Raw genomic sequence first — 23,919 nt, 5'->3', positions numbered from 1 at the left:
GTTAGTGTTTAGGGACTTTAATCTGTACAGTTGTACCTTTTCCTTTGGTTGAATTGATGCTTAATTGCGCACCAATAATTTGGGCACGTTCTTTAAGTGTTTTTAAACCTAGACTATCTAAAATTTCGTTGTTTTCAGACACGTCAAACCCAATACCATTATCTTTTACTTGAAATAAGACAGAATCATTGCTGTCTTCTACCAAGATGTTACAGGCTTTTGCTTTAGAATGTTTTTCAACATTGTTTAAGCATTCTTGAATCATCCTAAATATAAAAATCTCTTTATCTTTTGAAATATTTAGGTGCTCTACATCAATGTCTTCAGAATAGAAAATATCCGAATTTTTCTGAAAGGTTTCAACTGTATTTTTTATAGATGCTATTAGACCTAATTTTTCAAACTGAAATGGATGTAAGCTTTGGGAAATACTTCTTACTTCGTCTATGGTATCATCAATAATTTTAGTATCCTGATTTTGATCGTTATTAAGAAAAACTTTATTTTTTATAAGTAATAGGCTTTGGCCAACACTATCATGCAACTCGCTAGAAATGCGTTTGCGTTCGGTTTCTACATTTCTAATTAAATCTTGAGCAAAGGTTTCTTGCAGTTGTGCTTTTTTTTGTGAGAATCTTCGAGAGCGCCATAAAAAGATGATACTAAAAAGAGCTATTAGTGCCAAACCACCAAACCATAGGGTTTGTTTTTTGCGTTTATTCTGTTCGTCTAATAAGGTTATTTTACTGTTTTGTAATGTTATTTTTTGGTCGCGTTTTTCGGTTTCGTATAAGGTTTGGTAATAGGCAAGCGCTTTTGTTTTTTGTACCGATTTTATAGAGTCTATAATATGTTGAGAAGCTTTAAAATGCGCTAATGCTTGTGATGGTTTATTTATTGCTTCATACACCTGACTTAAAAAGGCTTCTGCTTTTTGAATGTCGTTAATATCGTTTGTCTCCTTAAGTATAGTTAGATGCTTGATACCTAAAGCTTCTGCCTTTTGATATTGTTTATTGGCATAGGCTAATTTTTTTAACGCATTATAATAATTTGGTGTGTATATGCCTTCTGTATTACGGGTGTCTTTTTCTATTTCTTTTAGATGAAAATTTGCTTTATCTAAGCTGTCATTTTCCGCATAGGCAACAACTAATTCATTAAGTAAGATAGGTTTAAAATAATCAACATAATTAGATTTTTTATTAGCTTCTAAGGCCTTGTGTAAATTCTTAATACGTTGTGTTTGTAAATTTTGCTTTTTATTATCTGTAGCTTCATTTACATAAAGTGGAATAAGTTGTCCGTAGCTTTTTGTTATCTCAGCAAGAGCAATGGTTTCGGTTCGTTCTTGCTGCGCTTCTTCTAAAAAGCCATTTGCGCTATATAGTAAAGACAAAGCGTTTTTGGCAGCTATAATATTAAAGGTGTCTTTTTCTTGAATAAAAACCTCAGAAGCTTGTTTTAAGGTTTGTGATGCTAATACAAATTTTCCTTCGTCAGAATAGGCGTAGCCTTTGTACAAAACTGCAAATCCCTTTACGCGGTTGTCCTTAGCTTTTTCTGCATAAGTAATGGCTTTGTCATAATGTGCCATAGCAGAATCTACTTGTTGTGTAAAGTAATAACTATCGCCAGAATCTATATATAAACTCGCTAAATTTCTGGCATTAATATTATTTTTTAGAGTTTTAAAATAGGTGTTGAAAATAGTAATACCTGTTTTAGGTTTTCCTAAAAAATTATTGTGATAATTAATAAGGTTTGTAGTGTTGTATGCAGCCAGATTAAAAGAGTCTAGCTTTATAGCAAGATCTATAGTGGTACGCGCAATAGAGTCGTAAGGAAAATTAGGTTTATCTCTAACAACCGATGTTAAGCTATCTAAAAGAAATAACTTTTTAGCATTGTCATTTTCAGATTGTATTTCAGTTTTTAGTTGATTTACAAGTGTATGTAAATCGGAATTTTGTGCATTTACAGATAAAATAAATAGTAGAGAAAATACAAGTGAAAATTGTTTCATTTGGGGTGATTTTCTCTACTAATGTAGTTAAAAAAAATGACTACCTATTCTCAATTCATTTTTTGGTATTAGCAAAAGTTACAACCCAAGGCAGAACCTCGTCTTGCATGTTGTTTGGGTAGTATGCCCAGTTCCAAGTAATATAAAGTGTTTCCCTAATATTTCGTTGTCATTGATAGAATAAAACGAGGTTTTTTCCTACCTTTCTCTTTATTAAAATTATCTCAATATGAAAAAAATTCTGTGTGTTCTTACTATTTGTTTGACGCTTGTTGGCTTTGCCCAAAAAAAGCCTTCTAATATCAATCATGGACAAATTTCCCAAAAACATTATCACGACACAATCGCATACAATATGTTTAAAGATAAAATGTTGGTGCCTGTCATTATTGAAGGGAAATCTTATACCTTTTTGTTTGATACAGGAGCACCCTTTTCTGTATCAAAAGCTCTTTATCAAGAGTTCAAGTCTTCTATTATTGGTGCCATAGACGTGCATGATGCATCAGGAAATGTAGCTGCCATTAATATTATTTCTTTGCCCAAGTTACAGTTAGGAAACTTAATTTTTGAAGATACTCCAGGGTTTTTATTGCAACAAAATGCAGAGGTTTATTTCCAATGTATGGGAATTGATGGTATTATTGGGAGCAATATGTTGCGCAATTCTGTGTTACAAATAGATGATCAAAAGAAACATATTATTATAACAGACAAGGCCAAGAACCTAGAAATAAATACGGAGTTTTATTCAACAATGGAACTTTCCAAAACACAAAGTAATCCATTTATTCATATTAAATTAGAGAAGGGTAAAGCTAGTGCTTCAGATCGGGTATTATTTGATACTGGAGCCGATGACTTCTACGCTATGTCTAGGAAGGCTTATCAGTATTTTGAAGAAAAAACAGATGTGTTGGATGTTCTGGCTAAAGCAGATGGAGCTAATAGTTGGGGAATGCATGGATTTGCCGAAAAAGATGAACAATTAATACTCGAAGTCCCCCTATTAACTATTAATACAGAGGTGTTTAAAGATGTTCTTGTAAATACTACCACCAGCAACGAGTCACGGTTTGGAGCCAAAGTATTGTCTTTTGGAAAAGTGACGTTGGATTATAACAAGCAGCGTTTTTATTTCGATCCCTATGATTTGGTAGATATAAAAGCCGTTGTAAAACCTCCATTTCTAGTGGAGCCAACTATGAAAGACGAACAATTGGTAGTGGGTATTGTTTGGGATGAAACACTTAGGGAGCAAGTAAAATTAGGAGATCACATCTTGAAAGTCAATGAATTTTCCTATGAAGATAAAAATTTCTGTGAATTTGTACTACATCAGAATGATGATATAGATGATGAACTAGTAATGACCCTAAAAGATGTGGATTCTGGAGAAATTAAAACTGTAACAGTAGGTAGGTTAAAATAATCCACTTTTATATTAAGCAATAAATTTTGTAGATAAAGAAAGAAACCCCGATATAAATTTATATCGGGGTTTTGTTATTATATTTAAATCAAATTAAACCTTTTCTATCCACTCTCTAGCATTAACAAAAGCTTCAACCCATGGAGAAACTTCGTCCTGTTTGTTACTAGGATAGTTAGCCCAATTCCACTGGAAAATAGATCGTTCAATATGCGGCATGGTTACCAAATGTCTCCCCGTTTTATCACACATCATAGCCGTATTATAATCTGAACCGTTAGGATTATGTGGGTATTCAGCATAAGCATATTTCCCTACAATATCGTATTGGTTTTCATCCTTAGGTAAATTGAATTTTCCTTCACCATGACTAATCCAAACACCAAGCGTACTTCCGGCTAAAGACGATAACATAACAGAGTTATTCTCTTGAATTTTCACAGAAGTAAAAGCACTCTCATGCTTATGTGAATCGTTATGAACCATTTTGCCATGAATATCATGATCTGGATTGATGAGGTCTAATTCCATCCATAGTTGGCAACCGTTACAAATTCCAACAGATAAGGTGTCTTCTCTTTCAAAAAAGTTCTTGATGACTTTATTTGCTGTTTCATTATATTTTATAGCACCAGCCCAACCTTTAGCAGATCCTAAAACATCAGAGTTTGAGAAACCACCAACGGCACCAAGGAATTGAATGTCTTCTAAAGTTTCACGACCAGAAATTAAATCGGTCATATGAACATCTTTAACATCAAAACCAGCTAGGTACATAGCGTTTGCCATTTCACGTTCAGAATTACTTCCTTTTTCACGTAAGATAGCAGCTTTAGGTCTAGGTTTACTTGAATCTGTTTTTGGAAGTTTTCCAGTGAATTGTTTCGGAAATTCGAAATGTAAAGGTTGATTTTTGTAATTATCAAAACGTGTTTTAGCTAAACCATTAGCGGTTTGCTTTTGGTCGAGTAGGAAAGAAGTTTTGTACCACATGTCTCTCAATCTCGAAATGGTCATAGTAAAGACTTCATTACTATTGATGATGCTAAGCACATCACTTTTCATAACCTTACCAATATTGTGGAAATCAATTTTAGCATCAGATAATACGGTTTCGATACTTTTATCTTTAGCCTGAATTACAATTCCTGAGTTTTCAGCAAAAAGTATTTTGAAAGAATCTTTTTCAGCTAAAGCGGTTAAATCTAATTCTGCACCAATAGTATTATCAGCAAAACAAAGTTCTAAAAGTGTAGTAATTAAACCACCTGAAGCGACATCGTGTCCAGCGACAATTTTACCATCTAATATTAATTGTTGAATGGTATTGAAAACCGTTTTTACATAATCAGCACTTTTAACTGTTGGAGCTTCGTTACCAATTTTATTAACTACTTGTGCAAAAGAACTTCCACCTAGTTTAAAGTTGTCTTGAGATAAGTTGATATAGTAAATATCACCTTCGTTCTTTTGGAACACAGGTTCAACAACTTTGTTAATATCAATACAGTTTGCAGCAGCTGAAATTATAACTGTACCTGGAGAAATAACATCACCATCAGGATATTTTTGCTTCATAGAAAGCGAATCTTTTCCTGTTGGTACGTTAATCCCTAAATCAATAGCAAATTCTGAAACCGCCTTTACAGCTTCGTACAAACGTGCATCTTCACCTTCATTCTTACATGGCCACATCCAGTTTGCAGAAAGTGAAACATTCTTCAAGCCATCTTTTAAAGGAGCCCAAATAATGTTAGTTAAGGCTTCTGTAATAGAGTTGCGGCTACCAGCTACAGGATCTATCAATCCCGAAATAGGCGAGTGACCAATTGAGGTAGCAATACCTTCTTTGCCTTTATAATCTAATGCCATTACACCAACATTGTTCAATGGCAATTGTAATGGTCCTACACACTGTTGCTTGGCAACTTTACCACCAACACAACGGTCTACTTTATTGGTTAGCCAATCTTTACAGGCAACTGCTTCGAGCTGTAAAACTTGGTCTAAATAATCGTAAAAATTATCTCTGTTGTAAGATACATCACTGTAGTTTTTTTCAACCGTATGGTCTGTCATTATAGTTTTTGGAGAGCTACCAAACATATCTTCCAGAGCTAAATCCATTGGTTTTTCTCCATTAGTTTCAGACTCAAATGTAAAACGGTGTTTTCCGGTAACTTCACCAACATCATAAATAGGTGAACGTTCTCTGTCGGCAATCTTATGAAGTACTTCTAAATGCTTATCTCCAATAACTAATCCCATACGTTCTTGAGACTCATTGCCAATAATTTCTTTTGAAGAAAGCGTTGGGTCACCAACAGGCAATTTGTCTAAATCGATTTTTCCACCAGTATCTTCAACAAGTTCCGATAAACAGTTAAGATGTCCACCAGCGCCATGATCGTGAATAGAGACAATATAATTTTCGTCACTTTCTACCATACCACGAACAGCATTGGCAGCACGCTTTTGCATTTCTGGGTTAGAACGCTGAACGGCATTTAGCTCGATACCAGAATCGAATTCACCAGTATCAGCAGAAGATACAGCAGCACCTCCCATACCAATTCTATAATTGTCACCACCAAGAATTACGATTTTGTCACCTGCTTTTGGTATGTCTTTTATGGCTTGGTCTGCTTTGCCGTAACCAATACCACCAGCTTGCATAATCACTTTGTCGTAACCAATCTTATCATTATTTTCTTGATGTTCGAAGGTTAAAACAGAACCACAAATTAATGGTTGACCGAATTTATTTCCGAAATCTGAAGCTCCATTAGAAGCTTTAATTAGAATATCCATAGGAGTTTGGTACAACCATTTACGTTCAGGAAATGCCTTTTCCCAAGGCCGTTCTTCTTCTAAACGTGAATATGATGTCATGTAAACAGCCGTTCCTGCTAAAGGAATAGAACCTTTACCTCCAGCAAGTCTATCTCTTATTTCACCACCAGAACCCGTTGCAGCACCATTAAAAGGCTCTACAGTTGTTGGGAAATTATGGGTTTCTGCTTTTAATGAAATTACAGATTCAAAATCTTTAGTTTGGTAATATTCAGGAACATCAGCACGTTTTGGAGCAAACTGCTCTACAACAGGACCTTTTATAAACGCTACATTGTCTTTGTATGCGGAAACAATATCATTAGGATTTTGTTTTGATGTTTCCTTAATCATTTTGAATAACGACGTCGGTTTCTCTTCTCCATCGATAACAAACGTTCCGTTGAAAATTTTATGACGACAGTGTTCTGAGTTCACTTGTGAGAATCCAAATACTTCAGAGTCTGTTAGAGGTCGTTCAATTTTTTTAGAAACACCTTCTAGGTATTCAATTTCTTCATCACTTAGCGATAAACCTTCCTGTTGGTTGTATGCCGAAATGTCTTCAATATCAAGAATTGCTTCAGGTTGAATATTTATGGTGAAGATGTCTTGATTTAAGCTTGAAAATTTTTCAGAAATCATTGGGTCGTACCCTTTGAAATCTTCTGAAACTGATGTGAATTCCTCAATACGTAAAATGCCAGAAATCCCCATATTTTGAGTGATTTCTACAGCATTGGTACTCCAAGGAGTAATCATTGCGGCTCTTGGGCCAACAAAAAAAGCATCTAGAGATGCTTGTTCTATTTTTGGCTGGTCGCCAAATAACCATGTCAATTTTGAAATGGTTTCAGTTGATAATTCTTTTGTGGCTTGAACAGCGAAAACTTTGCTGTTTTGGTTTCCAAAGAAATGAATCATTAGAGTGTTGTGTTTGGTGTGAAAAATAAAAACACAAAGTTAATTCATTTTAAAATAATGAGACTATAAAAAAGAATTCAATTAGTAGACTTATTCAACATGTTTTAAACAAAAAAAGCAGCTCAATTTTGAACTGCTTTTTCAATAATATTAATCTTTGATTAGTTCTTAATCAATTTTTTGCTTACAGATGAATTGTTTTGTGTTAATTTCAAAATATAAACACCAGATTTTAATGTTTGTAAATTGATGCTATCTGAAGAATTGATTTGAGTTTTTAAAACTCTTTTTCCTAAGATACTATAGATTTCTACTAAAGTTTCTTCAGTAGAATTTAGCTCAATATTTAAATTTGATTTTACAGGGTTTGGGTAGATTGTAGTATTATCAAAAGTATTATCTACCAAGCTTAATGAAGAATAGCATGTCCAAGATAAATCATCAATACCAACTCTTGCATCACCAGAATTATTGTCAACAATCTCAACAGTTATTGAACCTTCAATATTTATGTCACTTATTGTTGTAGTTTGTTGAGTGTCGCTGTATGGAATTGTTCCTGCCAAACTTCCATTTACTAGAACATCCAAATTTCCATCAGTTCCTGAGAAAATTCTTTGAGTTGTAACAGTAAGGTTCCCAATACCACCACTTACAGTAGGTGAAGTTAAAATACCTGAGTCAGAACTACCTCTATAATCTATGAGTATGGCTCTGTTGTTAATGGTTTGGTCAGTTCTTGCTTCGGTAGCATTCCATGTACCGTTTGTACCTGTCCAAGTTCTATTTGTATACTGTGAGCTATTTGCAGGAATATTTTCAAAATCCTCAACAACACAATCACTTCCTGGTGTACCTGTTTCAGTTGTTGTACCATTTACAGAATTACTTTGAGTTGATTCATTTCCTGCAGTATCAACAGCAATAACATAAAATGAATATGTAGTTTCTGGAGTTAGGTTAATAACATTTGCAGTATTTATAGTTACGTTAGTATTAAAAACACCATCTACATAAACATCATAAGAAACCACTCCTACATTGTCTGTTGAAGCTGTCCAGCTAAGGTTTATAGATGTTGAAGCTTCATTAGTTACAACTAAATTTGTTGGAGCTGTAGGAGCTTCAGTGTCTTGTGTAGATACCCATATGTCGTTTACCCAACTAGGATTATCTATAAATGGATTTCTATTACCTTGGTGATTGTAGTAAATGTTATTGTTGCGATCTATTTCTTTTTGCGATACAGGATCATTTTGATGCCATGTTAAAAGAATATTCAAAAATGGGTCATCTAGTACTTTATCAGAACTTCCGTCAAACATTGGGTAACTTCCCCAATTACTGATTTGATCTTCGTATCGTGTTACAAAATAGAAATAAATACGAGCAATATCTCCTTTAAACTCATCTATAGGTTCAAAAACTGTGTTACTATAACCTGCAGAATAACCACTGTTAAGGTTACCTCCAAGTTTAGAACCATTTTGAGTTGGATTAGAAATACCACTTTGGTTTACTAATTGACTATCATCAACCACTCCAAAAGGATAATTACTTCTAAAACCATTAACACGGCCATCTGTAGGTAAAAGGTGGTGCGCATCGCTTCGCATTGGTAAGTTTTGACTAAAAACAGATTGAGGAATAACGTGTTCTTTGTTATAACAATCTCCTTCACCACTATAATTTCCACATTCATCACTAACTGGAGAAAATGTGTATGGATCAGATCCAGAAGGATTTTCTGAATAAGGATCTAAAATGGTGTTACTTCCAGTTTCGTAGTAGTTGTCTAAATCATAAGACGCTATAAAACCATCCATTGCATCATAACCTTGGTCGTTATGATTATCTATGATATTGTGAAGTTGTGTCTTTAATGTGTAACCAGTTCCTGTTGCACTATCATAATATCCTGAAGGAATTTGGGCAAATGCTAAGGTTGAAAAAACTAGAGTGATTAATAAAGTGTAGAATTGTTTCATTTATTTGGGTTTATTTTTTCTTTTCTAATAATGCCATGTAAAATCCGTCAAAACCAGATTTATAGGCTAATATTTTATTGTCTTTTACAAAAGTAAAGTCTTTTCCGGCTTCGGATGTTAAGAATTTATCAATTTGATTTTGATTCTCTGAAGGCAATACAGAACATGTGGCATAAACCATTTTTCCACCAGGTTTAACCATTTTTGAGTACTGCTCTAAGATCTCTTCTTGAGTTTTCTTGATATTATCGACAAACTCTGGTTGTAATTTCCATTTAGAATCTGGATTTCTACGTAAAACACCTAAACCAGAACATGGAGCATCAATCAGTAGACGGTCGGCTTTGCCATAAAGTTTTTTTATAGGTTTTGTAGAGTCAATGACTTTCATTTCTATATTATGAACACCATTGCGACGTGCTCTAACTTTAAGCTTTTTTAGTTTACTCTCATAGATATCCATAGCAATGACTTGGCCTTTGTTCTCTAAGAGTGACGCTAAATGCAAGGTTTTTCCACCTGCACCAGCACAAGAATCAACAACTTTCATTCCTGGTTTTACATCTAAAAAATCGGCTACTAATTGCGATGACGCATCTTGAACCTCAAACCAGCCTTCCTTAAAAGCCTCAGTCATAAAAACGTTAGCGCGTTCTTTTAGTTTTAAAGCATAGGGATAATCAGGAATGAATTCCGTCTCAATATTTTCGGATTGTAATTTGAGTTGTAAATCTTGCTTAGTTGTTTTAAGCGTGTTAACTCTAAGAATAACGTCTGCCTGTTCATTTTGCATCGCTAATTCTTTAGTCCATACGTCAGCGCCTAATTCTTTTTCACCTAATTCATCAATCCAATCTGGAATAGACTCTCGGTATTTTCTAATTTTAGACAATTCATCAAAACGTCCTTTTATTTTACGTGTTGGAGTATCCGTAAAATATTTCCAGTCTGGAAGTTTAATGCCTTTAAGTGTTGCCCAAACTGCAAAGATTCTCCATAGGTTATCTCTGTCAAACGGAGCTTTTACATCAGCAATTTCAGCATAAAGTCTTTTGTAGCGAACGATTTCATAAACCGTTTCGGCAACAAAACCTCTATCTCTGCTTCCCCAACGCTTATCGCGTTTTAGCAATTGTTGTATAACTTTATCAGCATATTCACCTTCATTGAAAATTTTGTGTAAACCATCAATAACCGCAAAGCATAAATTTCTATGTAGTCGCATTTCAAAAAATTAAAGCATGCAAAGGTACATTTTAATGTTCATTTGTAGCAAAGTTTGTGATTTTATTGAATATGCTTTTCTATTTTTAGAGAAAATTGAAAATCATGAGATTCATCTTATTTTGCTTTGTGATGATTGGGTTTTATTCATGTAAATCTGAAAAAACAGTTAGATCTAGAAATTTTTCAAAAGTTGAAATAGAACCTTTGTTACAGGATTCTTTTTTGAATATTAGAGCCTTGAAAGTGTCAAATAATCGTGTTTGGTTTGCAGGATCAGATGGGTATTATGGAAATTGGGATTTAAAGGATATAAATCCTGAAATAGATCTATCAGATATTTTTAAAAAGTATGAAAGTATATCTCATAATTATCAAGGACATATGTCTAGAAATATGAACAGTGACTCAACAGGATATGAGTTGAGGGCTATAGCCAAAACAGATGATGGTTTTTTCACTATAACTGCAGGTAGTCCATCAGTATTTACTAGATATAAGGCTAATGATAGAAATATTGTTTACAAAGAATCACATCCCAAAGCCTTTTACGATTCTATGGACTTTTGGAACGATAAAGAAGGTATTGCTATTGGTGACCCAACGGATGATTGTATGAGTGTGATTATTACAAGAGATGGAGGTGAAACATGGACAAAATTATCCTGCGATGAGTTACCAAAAGTCAGAGATGGAGAAGCTGCTTTTGCGGCAAGTGATACTAATATCTCCATAATAGGTGAGCATACTTGGGTAGCCACAGGAGGTAAAGCAAGTAGAATTTTATATTCGCCAGATAAAGGAAAAACATGGGAAATTTATGATACTCCAATAATACAAGGTGCAGCAACTACAGGAATGTATTCCATCGATTTTTATGATGAAAAGCATGGTTTTGCAATAGGTGGAGATTACACCAAGCCTAATGATACACTAAATAATAAAATTAGAACAATTGATGGTGGTAAAACTTGGGAAGTTGTAGCTCAAGGAAAAGGACCTGGCTATAGAAGTTGTGTACAGTATGTGCCAAATAGTAATGCAAAAGGACTAGTAGCTGTCGGCTTTAAAGGTATTGATTACAGTAAGGATTCTGGAGATACATGGAAACATCTTAGCGATGAAGGTTTTTATACGATAAGGTTTCTTAATGATTCTATAGCCTATGCAGCAGGAAAGGGTAGAATTAGCAAATTGACGTTTAGCAAATAATGACTGCACAAAAAACATCAACACTTTGTCATTCTGAACTTGTCTCAGAATCTTATTGACTTGTGATATTATATTTGTAAACTGCTAGTTTTGCATCTATGAAGTCTTGTAGTTATCTTCGGTTTCGCTTATCTCTAAACTCTTTAAGTCTATCCAAAAGTTTTCTGTTAAACTCGTCTTCAGCAGCTTTTAATTTAATAATCTTTTTTGCTGAAATTACAGATTTAAGATCTGTAACCAGTTTCAATTTGGCAGTATGCATATCGCTCTCTGCTTTCATTAATTTTTTCAAAAGTTCGTCAGCTTCCTTATCTGATAAATCAGGATTTCTGCGCAATTGCATTTTTATAGATCTAAGCTCTTGAGATCTTATTTTATCTGTTGTTTCTTCAAATTCATTATAAATAGGCCAAAATCCTTGAGCTTCTTCAGACGTAAGGCTTAACTGTTCTGTAATGAAAGCAACTTTCTGAGCTTTTATACGCTCTTTTATAATGCCATTGCGTTGTGCGAAACTCGAAAAGCTAATAAATAGTAGCAGTAATGGGATTAATTTTTTCATTTTCAATTTATTCTAAAATGTTTTCAATGTCTGAATTCTCTAGGAGATAAGACTCTAAATTTTCTTCTTCGTAATAACTTTCAATAATTGTGAAGTCCTCTTCTAAAACTTCAGCATCGTATAAAAGTTGAGCAAGTTCATAGCTATTTAGACTTCTGTTTTCAAGATAGCTTTCTACCATATCAACTGAAATTTCTTCTTCACTTTCACTGTTGTTATTAAAAAATATGGCAACTAATAAAATTAAAGAGGCAGCTATTCCGGCAACATAGAAAAAGGTCTTTCTTGTTTTTAAGCTAAATACCGGCTTGTCTTCATTCTTTAGCTTGTTTAAAATATCATTTTCAACAGTATTGAAATAATCTTTAGGAACAGTAAAGCCAGTCTCTTCAATATCTTTAAGAGCTGTTTTTGATTCTAAATTTTCAAAAAAAACATTTTCAAAATCTTCAAAATAATTATCAGGTGTTTTAAAACCTGTAGACTTTATGTTATATAATTTGTCCTTTTTCATTTTATGCTGAACTTGGTTCAGTTTTTTTAATTTTCTATCTATACGTATGACCTTAAATTAATGAATTGGTTTAATTTGAGGTTAAAAAAGCTTCTATTTTTTTTACTGCAATATGATAAGAAGCTTTCAGAGCTCCTTCACTGGTATCTAAAATTTCAGCCATTTCTTTATACTTGATATCTTCAAAATATTTCATGTTAAATACCAATTGTTGTTTTTGTGGCAATGTAGCAATGGCTTGTTGTAATTTTAATTGAATTTCATCACCTTCAAAATAATCGTCAGCTTTTAAGTTATTAATGGCGTTGGATTGATGTTCTTTGTTAGTTATTTTCAAACGCTTTGTGTTTTTGTTTAAATGCGTTATAGATTCATTGGTAGCAATCCTGTACAACCATGAAAATAATTTACTTTCACCCTTAAACTTATCAATATTTCGATATACTTTGATAAAAGTATTTTGAAGTACGTCGTCTGCATCATCATGGCTAATTACAATTTTTCTAATATGCCAATATAAGCGCTCCTTATAGAGTTGTAATAATTCTCTAAAAGCAGCTTCTTTTGACTTAGGGTCTTGTAAACGTAATATGAATTCAGACTCGTTATTCAAGTAATTTTCTTTAATAGTAAGACAGGTGAAATTACCAAAAGTTTAAATGAAAATTAAGCGAAAAACGGAATTGGTTTTAATTGACTGTAAATCAAATATTTAAAATATGTAAATTCGATTAAAAGCATAAAATATCGATTAAATGCATTTTTTTCTTGTTTAAAAGAAATATTTGTTCTATGTTTGACCCAGCTTAACCTATGAACGGTTACCAGTTCCCCAAATCTGGTAACATTTGGAAAAGGATGTATGCCTTATACATCCTTTTTTTATTTCTTAATCTTTTATTCCTCTGATTTTTTGGTTGTTATATCGTTTTACTTTTCTAAAGGTAAGTTATTTTATTATTTTTAAATATTATCTTTTAATAAGTTCTTAATAAAATGAAGCATATTTCCCTAATGATTGTGTTCTTATTTCCAATTTTCGTTTTAAGTCAGGTTGGAGTAGGAACAACAAATCCAGATGAATCGTCAATGTTAGATATTTCCTCTTCTGATAAAGGTGTTTTAGTACCTCGTTTAAGTTTAAATGATGTTACAAATTTATCAAGCCCAATAAACTCTCCTGCTACAGGTTTATTAGTTTGGAATACTAATGCTTCTGTGACTGGAGGCAATGGTGTTGGTTTTTACTTTTTTAATGGCGCGCAATGGATACCTATTCAACAGACATTAAATAACGATGCAGACTTTTACTTAGAAAATACCACTAATGTTCCGACAGATATTACAGATGATATTTATACTCAGGGTAACCTTGCTATAGGAAAGAATACAGCTGATTATAATTTGGATATAAGTGAAATTAATGATACTAGAACTATAAACCTGTTCAATGGTGCAACGAGTGGAGTGACGTCAGGAATCTATAATGAGATTTCAGGAAATATGGCTAATACTGATTTGCAACGAGGGCTCTTTAACTTATTAGGGGGAACAGGAAATAATCCTCATTATGGTGTGTATAACAACTTATTAGGTACTGGTTCTGGTTCTAAATATGGTAGTTATAATATATTCTCCGGAACAGGAACTGGAGCAATTACTGGGATATACAATGATGTTACAAGTACAGGTGGTGCAGCCCACTATGGGTTGCATAATAATTTTGATGGTTCATCCTTTGATGAAAGAGGTGTGTACAACAATTTTGAGCAGTCTGACTCTGCTAATAGATATGGTTTATATAACAGCTTTGATTCATCGAATTCTTTAAGTCCAACAGATTATGGGGTTTTTACTTCTATGGTAGGAGATTCTAATCAGAATCAGTATGGCATTTTTCAATTTATTGGTAATACAGGTACAGGTACCCATTATGGAATAGTAAATCAAATGCAAACAGGTGGTGGACTTAAATTTGGTTTAATCAACGAAATTTCTGTGCCTAATTCTACAGAAGCTAAAGGTGTTCATAATACATTTTCGGCATCAAGTAGTGCAAGTTCAGCAATAGGTAGTCATAATGAATTTAGCGGTGCGGCTTTAGAGATGACAGGTGTGAAAAATGAGTTTTTAGGAACCGAGAGTTTAATGACTAAAGGAGTTGATAACAATTTTTCAGGTACTATTGCAACAAGTGCTAATAATTTTGGCTCGTTTTCAGTATTTGATAATCTAGCTAATGGAAATCAATTTGGTTCGTATAATCAATTTGATTCTTCTTTGGGAACCATGTATGGTATTTCTAATGTGGTGAATGGTGGAGTTCAAGATTTTTATGGACTAAATAATAATGTAACTAGTACAGGAACTGGTAATAAATATGGAGTCAATAATTACTTTGATCCTTCTGCAGGGGGAGTGCATTATGGGATTTATTCTGAAGTTACAAAATCAAATAGTTATTCTGGTTATTTTTTAGGGAGAGTTTCTGTTGGGACTGATGGTACGGATAATTATATATTACCAGAATCTAGAGGTGCAAATGATCAAATAATGCAAACAGATGCATCAGGAAATGTAACTTGGCAAAATAAAAATGATAACTCTTCATTATCCTTGGTTAGAGTTAATGTGTCTGGTATATACACACAAGCTGCTACGGGCTCAGCGTGGGTTAATATATATTTTGATTCTATAGTTTTTGATACCAATGGCGAATTTGATACTGGTAATAATACATTTACTTCAGGAAGTGCTGGTTATTATAGAATAAACGCTGGGTTTCATACTAGTGCTCAAAACAATACAAATTATTATGGAATAGCTGTATATGTAAATGGTAATCTTTATTCTGAATCAACATATAATCATCATAATGTTGGTGATGTTTATAGACAAGTAGATTGTATAGCTTCACTTTCTGCTGGTGATACAGTAGAAATTAGGATTAGAGCAGAAAGTAACTCTGTTGATATAGATGCTTTTACAGGAAAGACTTTCATGGAGATAGAGCAAATCAAACGTAACTAATTACTCAAAACTCTGCATTTCAACAAGCTTCTTGTAAACTCCATTTTTAGCGATAAGTTCGGTGTGTGTGCCTTGTTCTGCTATTTCACCTTTTTGCATTACTACAATTAAATCTGCATTCTGGATAGTAGAAAGTCTGTGGGCTATAACAATAGAGGTTCTGTTTTTCATCATTTTTTCTAAAGCATCTTGCACTAAACGTTCGCTTTCTGTATCTAAAGCGGAAGTGGCTTCATCTAAAATCATGATAGGTGGATTTTTAAGTACAGCACGAGCAATACTTAAGCGCTGCTTTTGTCCTCCTGAAAGTTTACCTCCTGCATCACCTATATTAGTATTGATGCCATTAGGAAGGTCTTTCACAAATTCCCAAGCGTTGGCCACTTTTAAAGCTTCAATGATTTCCGACTCAGTAGCATCTTCTTTACCAATCTTTAGGTTATTGGCGACTGATTCATTAAATAGAATAGAATCTTGGGTAACCAGACCCATAAGGTTTCTTAAAGAGTGTTTTGTTAAACCTTTTATATTGTCACCATCTATAGTGATATCACCTTTATTAACATCATAAAAGCGTGTAACTAAATTGGCTATCGTACTTTTTCCACTTCCAGACTGTCCGACTAATGCAACACTTTTTCCTTTAGGTACTGTAAGCGAAAAGTTTTTAAGTACTAAATCATCTTCGTATTTAAAAGAGATATCATCGATGCTAATTTGTGATGTAAAATCGGTTTTTGTTTTTGCATTTGGTACGTCTGCTAAAGTTGATTCTGTATTTAAGATTTCTAAAACACGTTCTGCAGCAGCGTTACCTTTTTTAACACTGTAGCTGGCTTTACTTATAGCTTTGGCTGGAGTTAGAATGTTATAGGCTAATCCCATATATACTATAAATAAACCAGCTTCTAGATTACCATCGTTTAAAACCATTTGTCCACCATACCACAAAAGTACAGAGATAACAAGAATGCCTAAAAACTCACTAGTAGGAGAAGCTAAATTTTGACGGTGGAGGAGGTTGTTAGAAAATTTATTAAATCGATCAGTGGATTCTTTGAATTTGTCTCCAAATATCTTTTGAGAATTAAACCCTTTTATTACTTTAAGACCTCCTAATGTTTCTTCAATAATAGATAATAATTGGCCTTGTTCACTTTGTACTCTATCTGATCGTTTTTTGAGACTTTTTCCAATCCTTGAAATAATAAATCCTGAAACTGGAATAAAAATGAAGACAAATAAGGTAAGTTTAGCGCTAATTAAAAACATTGTAATTATCGTAAAGAGAATCATCAAAGGTTCTCTTACAATTAATTCTAATATAGAAAGAAATGACGTTTGTATTTCTTGGACATCTGTAGTTATTCTTGCTATAGTGTCACCTTTTCTTTTTTCAGAAAAATAAGCAATTGGTAGGTCTATAACTTTATCGTAAAGTGCATTTCTAATATCCTTTAAAACACCGTTTCTTAAAAAGGTAATAAAGTACATAGCTAAGTAGCTAAATAAATTTTTAAGCAAAAACATACTGACCACTAATACAACCATAAAAATAAGAACATCATCATGGCCTTCATTAGCTTTTTGAGTAACAAAATAGTTTAAGTAGCTCTCTAGATAATCTTTTACTTTGCCAATGCCTTCCCAAGTTGGCTTTGTGTTTATTTGCTTTGTTTTATCAAATAAAACATTAAGCATAGGGAAAAGAGATACCATTGCAAGCGTACCAAATAAAGCGTAAAAAATATTACTTATTATGTTTAAAACTGCAAAGGTTTTATATGGTTTGGCAAAGCCAATAATTTGCTTAAAATAATTCATTTACTATAAATTCATATCCTTTAGGATAGCGTCAATCTTATTTTCCAATTCTTGTTCCGTTTTGGCGAAATCAGACACATTGTCAAGATCTGTGTTTACACTGATATAGAATTTAATTTTTGGTTCAGTACCACTTGGTCTTAATGCTATTTTGCTACCTTCCTCTGTATAATAGATTAAAACGTTTGATTTTGGGATATCAATAGCAGTCTCTTCTTGTGTTTGAAGATTTTTTGCAGTCGACGTTTGATAATCTTCAATAAGAACTACTTTTTCACCATTAATTTCTTTTAATGGATTATTTCTAGCATCAATCATCATTTGTTTTATTTCTTGAGCACCTTCAATACCTTTTTTAGTAAGAGATATTAAACGCTCCTTAAAGAAACCGTGTTCAACATATAAGTCAATTAATTTTTGATATAATGTTTTCCCTTCAGCTTTTGCTTGGGCTGCAATTTCACAAGCCAAAAGGGTAGAAGTAACAGCATCTTTATCTCTTACAAAATCACCAACCATATAACCAAAGCTTTCTTCACCACCTCCGATAAAGTCCATCTCAGGGAAATCTTTAATCATTTTGGCAATCCATTTAAAGCCTGTAAGTCCAATTTTACATTCAACATTATAAGCATTTGCTAAAGCGGTCATCATTGGAGTAGATACAATTGTAGAACCTACAAACTGGTTGCCGTTAATTTTGCCTTCTTTTTTCCATTGTTTTAAAAGGAAATCTGTCATTAAAATCATGGTTTGATTCCCGTTAAGAATCACCAATTCACCTTCAAGGTTACGAACAACAACACCCAAACGATCACAGTCAGGATCTGTACCAATGACAATATCTCCATCAACTTTTTCGGCTAGTTCCATAGCCATTTTTAAAGCTTCTGGTTCTTCAGGATTTGGAGAAACCACGGTTGGAAAATTACCGTTTGGCTCACGTTGTTCTTCAACAATATTAACATTGGTGTAACCAGCGCGTTTTAAGGTTTCTGGGATTGCCATGATTGATGTGCCATGAAGTGAAGTGAAAACAATATTTAGGTTTTCTTTAGCTTCTTTTGAGGTTTCAAAACTTCCATTTTTAATTGAGTTTTCAATAAAAACATCGTCTACATCTTTTCCTATATATTGAATTAGGTCTGAATTAGCTTCAAATTTAATCTCAGAATAATCCAATTTATTTATTTCAGCAATAATTTCTCCGTCTTGTGGTGGTACTAATTGTCCGCCATCTTGCCAATACACTTTATAACCGTTGTATTCTGGTGGGTTATGAGATGCTGTCAATACAATGCCACAATGGCAATTTAAATGCTTTAAAGCAAAAGATAATTCTGGCGTAGGTCTTAAATCTTCAAATAAATATACCTGAATCCCATTTGCAGAAAATACGTCAGCAACAACTTTTCCGAAAGTCTGACTATTATGTCTGCAATCGTAAGCAATAGCTACTTTCACAGTTTCGTTAGGAAAGGATGCATTTAGGTAATTACTAAGGCCTTGCGTGTTTTTTCCTAATGTATATTTATTGATACGATTTGTACCAAGTCCCATGATACCTCGCATTCCACCAGTTCCAAATTCTAAATTTTTGTAAAAGCTCTCTTCTAATTCCTTAGGATTAGATGCAATTAAATTTTTAATTTGTTCTTGAGTTTCACTATCAAAAGCAGGTGTTAACCATGCATTAACGCTCTCTAAAATTTCTGGTTTTATGTGAATCATGATATAATTATTGTTGTTTTATACAAAAATAAACATTTAGGCTGTTACTAATGAGTAACAGCACTTTAAAATACGATGAAATTTACGGGTTAAAATTCTTCTTTAACGAAATAACGCTGTTGTTGCCTTTTAGTTCTTAAAATGAGTTCGCCTAAAAAACCAGCGATAAAAAATTGAGAACCTATAATCATGGTTGAAAGCGCTATGTAGAATTGTGGACGGTCAGTAATAAGTCTTCCTGTTGGGTTGATAAACAATTTATCTACACCTAAGTAAAAAGCAAAGCCGAAACCAATAATAAACATTATAACACCAAGCGAACCAAATAAGTGCATTGGTCGTCTACCAAAACGAGAAATAAACCAAATGGTGATTAAATCTAAAAAACCATTTATAAATCGGTTCATACCAAATTTGGTTTTGCCATACTTTCTAGCTTGATGTTTTACGACCTTTTCACCAATATTTATAAACCCAGCATTTTTTGCCAAAACAGGGATATATCGATGCATTTCTCCATAAACATCAATATGCTTCACAACTTGGTTGCTATAGGCTTTAAGACCACAATTGAAATCATTAAGCGTTACACCAGAAGTTTTTCTGGCAGCCCAATTAAATAGTTTTGAAGGTAAATTTTTAGAGAAATAAGAATCGAAACGTTTCTTTTTCCAACCAGAAACCAAATCGAATTTCTCTTCTGAAATCATTTGATACAATTCTGGAATCTCTTCAGGATTATCCTGTAAATCGGCATCCATGGTTATAACAACATTTCCTTCGGCTTTTGCAAAACCAGCGTGTAAGGCCTGAGATTTTCCAAAGTTTTTCAGAAAACGAATGCCCTTAACGTTGGGATTAGCTTCTGAAAGTTTTGTTATAATTTGCCAAGAATCATCAGTACTACCATCGTCAATAAAGATAATTTCATAAGAAAACGAATTGGATTGCATCACAGATACAATCCAATCGTGTAGTTCTTTTAAAGATTCTTCTTCGTTAAGTAGTGGTATAACTACTGATATATTCATATTTTGAATGGTCTAAATTCTAGACTTCAAAAATAAGTAAATTATTTAAGCAGATTTTATCGGTCATTTTTCATGATTAATCCAGCAATTAAGGAAACAATTAGACCAAAGATTAAAGACCCTAAAATTGAAGATAGACTAAAGAATGTAGAGTTCATAAAAAGGTTGCTAATGCTCATAGCTTGTTCTATTTGTTCATCTGTCATGTTAGGGTTTTGTTCAATCATTTGGTTGTAGGCTGTTTCTTTTTGCATTTCTATAAACTCTGGATAGATAAATTCATAATGCACATACGAATAAATAGCGGTTATAACACCTGCAATAACAGCAATAGCAAGACCAACTTTTATAGCTTGTCCTAGCGAGAGTATATTGGCGTTAGCAGTTTTAAAAGCTTTAATACCGTAAACAAAAATCAATATGCTTACAACAACGCTTATTGAAGATAGAATCCAATTTTTGTCCATATTTGCAACATACATAATTATTAATCCTGCTATACTTAGTAAAGCTGAGTATAATCCATAAGTATATGCTATGGGCTTAATTGAAGGTGTTTGATGTTCCATAATAAAGTTGATTTAATTAGTTAATTGCTTAGTTAGTATTCAAAGATAACTAAATGTTACACTAAATTGATTGAAATAAAATTTTATAAAAACATTGTGCAATAATAAAATTTGCTTAAATTTGCACCTCGAAAAAATCGAATTATTTTAAAGCATTTAGTGATGAAAGCAGGAATACATCCAGAAAATTATAGAATAGTAGCGTTCAAAGATATGTCTAACGATGATGTATTTTTAAGCAAGTCTACTGCAAATACAAATGAAACTATTGAAGTTGATGGTGTAGAATATCCATTAGTTAAGTTGGAAATCTCTAGAACATCACACCCTTACTACACTGGTAAATCTAAATTAGTAGATACAGCTGGTCGTATTGATAAGTTCAAAAACAAATACGCAAAGTTTAAAAAATAAGCTTAAGTATATCAAAATATTAAAAAGCCTTTCTGATAAAGAAAGGCTTTTTTGTTTTCGGCAATTAGGTTATTTTTGAAATCATAACCATGAATGACTTCTAACTTTAAACACACTATGAATTATATTCTTTTTGATGGTCCATATCGCAATAATCTATTGCCATTCACATTTACAAGACCAGTTGCAGATCTTAGAGTTGGAATACTAACTATTCGCCAAAAATGGGAATCGTATTTGGAGTATACCACAACAACGGTTACAGAAGATTATTTGTCTGATAAGTTTCCGATGATTGAAATGGAAGAAAATATTATGATTAATGCTTCTTTTCTTCCAAATCTTGAAGTTATTGAAGTTGTGAAGAGTCTTGAAGAAAACCAAGCTTTGTTTAAAGATGAAGATGTTATTGCGTTTTTTGCTAAGGAAGGAGAAGAGGTTACAGATTTTTCAAAGTTTGAAACTGTTGAGTTTGATGGTGAGATTATTAAAATTGAACATACTTGGGATATTTTTGCCAAAAATGGAGAAGCTTTGGCCGAAGATTTTAATCTTATAACTAAAGGTAGAAAGTCACAACCTATCCCTTCAACTGTAAGTACTATAAATCCTGATGATATTTTTATAGAGCCTGGAGCAACACTAAATTTTGCAATTCTCAATGCGAGTTCTGGTCCAATTTATATTGGTAGAGATTCAGAAGTTATGGAAGGCTCAATTGTTAGAGGCCCTTTTGCTTTGTGCGACCATGCAACATTAAAACTGGGTGCAAAGATCTATGGTCCAACAACCATTGGTCCTCACAGTAAAGTTGGTGGTGAGGTTAATAATTCTGTAATTTTCGGATATTCCAACAAAGGACATGATGGTTTTTTGGGAAATTCTGTCTTAGGTGAATGGTGTAATCTTGGTGCAGATTCTAATAATAGTAATCTTAAAAATAATTATGCTGAAGTAAGACTTTGGGATTATCAAACCGAAGGTTTTGCTAAAACAGGATTACAGTTTTGTGGACTTATGATGGGAGACCACAGTAAATGTGGAATTAATACCATGTTTAATACTGGTACAGTTGTTGGTGTTAGTGCTAACATATTCGGAAGTGGTTTTCCACGCAATTTTGTGCCTAGTTTTTCTTGGGGAGGAAGTAAAGGTTTTGTCACTTACAAGACCAGTAAAGCTTTTGAAGTTGCGGAAGTGGTAATGGCAAGAAGAGATGAAGAGTTTTCAGAAAAAGACAAAGCTATTTTAGAATATGTGTTCGAAGAAACTAAAAAATATAGAAGAGAATAGAAATAATTTAGAATCATGAAAACCAAATTTACCCTATTATTAGTATTGCTTAGCCTAAATTCTACATTTTCCCAGAGTAAAGATGTAGAATTAAAACAGCTTAAGATAAATAACGACTTGGATCACTTTGCTGCGCGTGTCGTTGGTCAAAAAATATACTTTAGCTCAAATCTTGTGAATAGAAGAGAAAAACCGCTTAAAGATAACTTTGGACAAAGTATTTATGGTTTGTATGAAGGTGAGTTTGATGGTGAGGGTGAAATTACCAATGTAAAACCTATTGAAAAAATGGAGATAGGAACATTTAATATGTCTATTGCGACGTTTTCAAGTGATGGGAAGTACATGTATTTTACCTCTAATGCAGACAGAAAAGCTGAAAATAAAATTAAAGGCTATAACACACGAAACCTTATAATTCAACGTGCAGAATATATTGAGGGCAGAGGTTGGGTAAACTTCACAACTTTACCTTTTTGTAATCCTGAAAATAATTTTGGTCATCCAGCTTTGAGTCCAGACGGTTCTACGCTTTACTTTTTTGCTGACCTAAAAGGTAAAAAAGGAAAGTCAGATCTTTACAAAGTATCGGTATCTAACCATGAAACCTATGGCGAGGTAGAGCGTCTTAATGATTCAATAAATTCTTCTAGGTCTGAAGGCTACCCTTTTGTAAGTGCAGATAACAAATTATATTTCACTTCTGATAGAAGAGGTGGAAAAGGAGGTTTGGATATTTACGTGTACGATTTAGAGTCTGATGATGAAAATCAAGAAGCAGTATGCTTAGATGACCCAATTAATACTATTGGTGACGACTTTTCATTCTTTTTAAATGACGATTTAACTACAGGTTATCTTTCTTCAAGAAGAACAAGAGGTGAAGGTGGTGATGATTTGTACTATTTCAATAAGTTTTAAAAATGAAAATTACTCTCAGAATTTTTTGTGTAATTACTTTTATGACGTTGGTTAATTATACTAATGCTCAGAGAGATGTAAATCAAGATGAAATTATCGGATTTGCATGTAACTATGCTGGAAGCCCTTCAGAGACTGTATTAAAATATTTCAAAAAATTGATTGATAAAGATTATAAGTGGATTTCAAATCAATTATCATCTAACAATAATGCAGAGAGATATATGTCTGTTCTTTCATTGGAAAAACTAACAGATCTGAACAAATATGAATTATCGGAAGATGAAGCAAAACTTATTAATAAAGTTAAAAAATCTGAAGGCTTGGTTTACGTATGCAGTTGGTTGTAGTTATTTTGAATCATTTAGTCTAAACGAGTTGTTTAATGAAGA

At 33.1% G+C, this 23,919-nt stretch carries 18 protein-coding genes; 7 read left to right on the top strand and 11 right to left on the bottom strand.

Annotated features, from left to right (window positions below; all coding sequences use genetic code 11):
• Position 1: 1 nt before the first annotated feature.
• Positions 2–2,026: a tetratricopeptide repeat-containing sensor histidine kinase gene (locus AC2H4K_RS02150; protein ID WP_281141148.1), complete on the bottom strand. Its 2,025-nt coding sequence runs from the start codon at positions 2,024–2,026 to the stop codon at positions 2–4.
• Positions 2,027–2,255: 229 nt separating this feature from the next.
• Here AC2H4K_RS02150 and AC2H4K_RS02145 point away from each other — a divergent pair, with 229 nt between their 5' ends.
• Positions 2,256–3,458, top strand: a complete 1,203-nt coding sequence (locus tag AC2H4K_RS02145; RefSeq protein ID WP_281141149.1) for a retropepsin-like aspartic protease — start codon at positions 2,256–2,258, stop codon at positions 3,456–3,458.
• Between the two features lie 93 nt (positions 3,459–3,551).
• Here the strand turns inward: AC2H4K_RS02145 and purL are convergent, their stop codons facing one another.
• The 3 genes from purL to AC2H4K_RS02130 form a co-directional block, all read right to left on the bottom strand.
• Complete coding sequence (purL, locus tag AC2H4K_RS02140; RefSeq protein ID WP_493742789.1) at positions 3,552–7,214, bottom strand: phosphoribosylformylglycinamidine synthase; 3,663 nt, start codon at positions 7,212–7,214, stop codon at positions 3,552–3,554.
• Positions 7,215–7,375: 161 nt separating this feature from the next.
• Positions 7,376–9,202 (bottom strand): endonuclease, encoded by a 1,827-nt coding sequence (locus AC2H4K_RS02135; RefSeq protein ID WP_281141151.1) that lies wholly within the window; start codon positions 9,200–9,202, stop codon positions 7,376–7,378.
• A gap of 10 nt (positions 9,203–9,212) precedes the next feature.
• Complete coding sequence (locus tag AC2H4K_RS02130; protein WP_281141152.1) at positions 9,213–10,427, bottom strand: RsmB/NOP family class I SAM-dependent RNA methyltransferase; 1,215 nt, start codon at positions 10,425–10,427, stop codon at positions 9,213–9,215.
• Positions 10,428–10,531: 104 nt separating this feature from the next.
• Between AC2H4K_RS02130 and AC2H4K_RS02125 the strand changes: the two genes are divergently transcribed.
• Complete coding sequence (locus tag AC2H4K_RS02125; RefSeq protein WP_281141153.1) at positions 10,532–11,638, top strand: WD40/YVTN/BNR-like repeat-containing protein; 1,107 nt, start codon at positions 10,532–10,534, stop codon at positions 11,636–11,638.
• A 112-nt stretch (positions 11,639–11,750) separates the two neighbouring features.
• Here AC2H4K_RS02125 and AC2H4K_RS02120 read toward each other — a convergent pair whose 3' ends face one another.
• The 3 genes from AC2H4K_RS02120 to AC2H4K_RS02110 form a co-directional block, all read right to left on the bottom strand.
• Positions 11,751–12,200: a sensor of ECF-type sigma factor gene (locus tag AC2H4K_RS02120; RefSeq protein WP_281141154.1), complete on the bottom strand. Its 450-nt coding sequence runs from the start codon at positions 12,198–12,200 to the stop codon at positions 11,751–11,753.
• A gap of 7 nt (positions 12,201–12,207) precedes the next feature.
• On the bottom strand, positions 12,208–12,714 hold the full coding sequence (locus AC2H4K_RS02115) for a hypothetical protein (RefSeq protein WP_281141155.1): 507 nt from the start codon (positions 12,712–12,714) through the stop codon (positions 12,208–12,210).
• A gap of 70 nt (positions 12,715–12,784) precedes the next feature.
• A complete protein-coding gene (locus tag AC2H4K_RS02110; protein WP_281141156.1) occupies positions 12,785–13,327 on the bottom strand; it encodes an RNA polymerase sigma factor in 543 nt (180 codons plus the stop codon).
• 383 nt (positions 13,328–13,710) lie between these two features.
• Here AC2H4K_RS02110 and AC2H4K_RS02105 point away from each other — a divergent pair, with 383 nt between their 5' ends.
• On the top strand, positions 13,711–15,744 hold the full coding sequence (locus tag AC2H4K_RS02105) for a phage tail-like protein (RefSeq protein ID WP_281141157.1): 2,034 nt from the start codon (positions 13,711–13,713) through the stop codon (positions 15,742–15,744).
• On the opposite strand, the gene AC2H4K_RS02100 is transcribed toward AC2H4K_RS02105, so the two are convergent.
• From AC2H4K_RS02100 to AC2H4K_RS02085, 4 genes are all read right to left on the bottom strand, one after another.
• On the bottom strand, positions 15,745–17,568 hold the full coding sequence (locus AC2H4K_RS02100; protein WP_281141158.1) for an ABC transporter ATP-binding protein: 1,824 nt from the start codon (positions 17,566–17,568) through the stop codon (positions 15,745–15,747).
• A 3-nt stretch (positions 17,569–17,571) separates the two neighbouring features.
• Entirely contained in the window at positions 17,572–19,299 is a 1,728-nt protein-coding gene (locus AC2H4K_RS02095; protein ID WP_281141159.1) for a phospho-sugar mutase, read from the bottom strand.
• Between the two features lie 89 nt (positions 19,300–19,388).
• Positions 19,389–20,330, bottom strand: a complete 942-nt coding sequence (locus tag AC2H4K_RS02090; RefSeq protein WP_281141160.1) for a glycosyltransferase family 2 protein — start codon at positions 20,328–20,330, stop codon at positions 19,389–19,391.
• A 56-nt stretch (positions 20,331–20,386) separates the two neighbouring features.
• Positions 20,387–20,899 (bottom strand): DUF4199 domain-containing protein, encoded by a 513-nt coding sequence (locus AC2H4K_RS02085; protein ID WP_281141161.1) that lies wholly within the window; start codon positions 20,897–20,899, stop codon positions 20,387–20,389.
• 162 nt (positions 20,900–21,061) lie between these two features.
• On the opposite strand from AC2H4K_RS02085, the gene AC2H4K_RS02080 reads away from it, so the two are divergent.
• The 4 genes from AC2H4K_RS02080 to AC2H4K_RS02065 all read left to right on the top strand — a co-directional run bounded on the left by AC2H4K_RS02080 (position 21,062) and on the right by AC2H4K_RS02065 (position 23,877).
• The gene (locus tag AC2H4K_RS02080) at positions 21,062–21,313 is read left to right on the top strand and encodes a type B 50S ribosomal protein L31 (protein ID WP_281141162.1); all 252 of its coding nucleotides are present in this window, start codon (positions 21,062–21,064) and stop codon (positions 21,311–21,313) included.
• Between the two features lie 117 nt (positions 21,314–21,430).
• On the top strand, positions 21,431–22,606 hold the full coding sequence (locus tag AC2H4K_RS02075; protein ID WP_281141163.1) for a GlmU family protein: 1,176 nt from the start codon (positions 21,431–21,433) through the stop codon (positions 22,604–22,606).
• A 15-nt stretch (positions 22,607–22,621) separates the two neighbouring features.
• Positions 22,622–23,527, top strand: a complete 906-nt coding sequence (locus AC2H4K_RS02070; RefSeq protein WP_281141164.1) for a TolB-like translocation protein — start codon at positions 22,622–22,624, stop codon at positions 23,525–23,527.
• A gap of 41 nt (positions 23,528–23,568) precedes the next feature.
• Complete coding sequence (locus AC2H4K_RS02065) at positions 23,569–23,877, top strand: hypothetical protein (protein ID WP_281141165.1); 309 nt, start codon at positions 23,569–23,571, stop codon at positions 23,875–23,877.
• Positions 23,878–23,919 lie beyond the last annotated feature (42 nt).

Source organism: Winogradskyella sp. 266wxhm (assembly GCF_058964685.1).
Note: the sequence above shows the minus strand (reverse complement) of the source record. Positions and strands in the feature narration are given on the sequence as shown.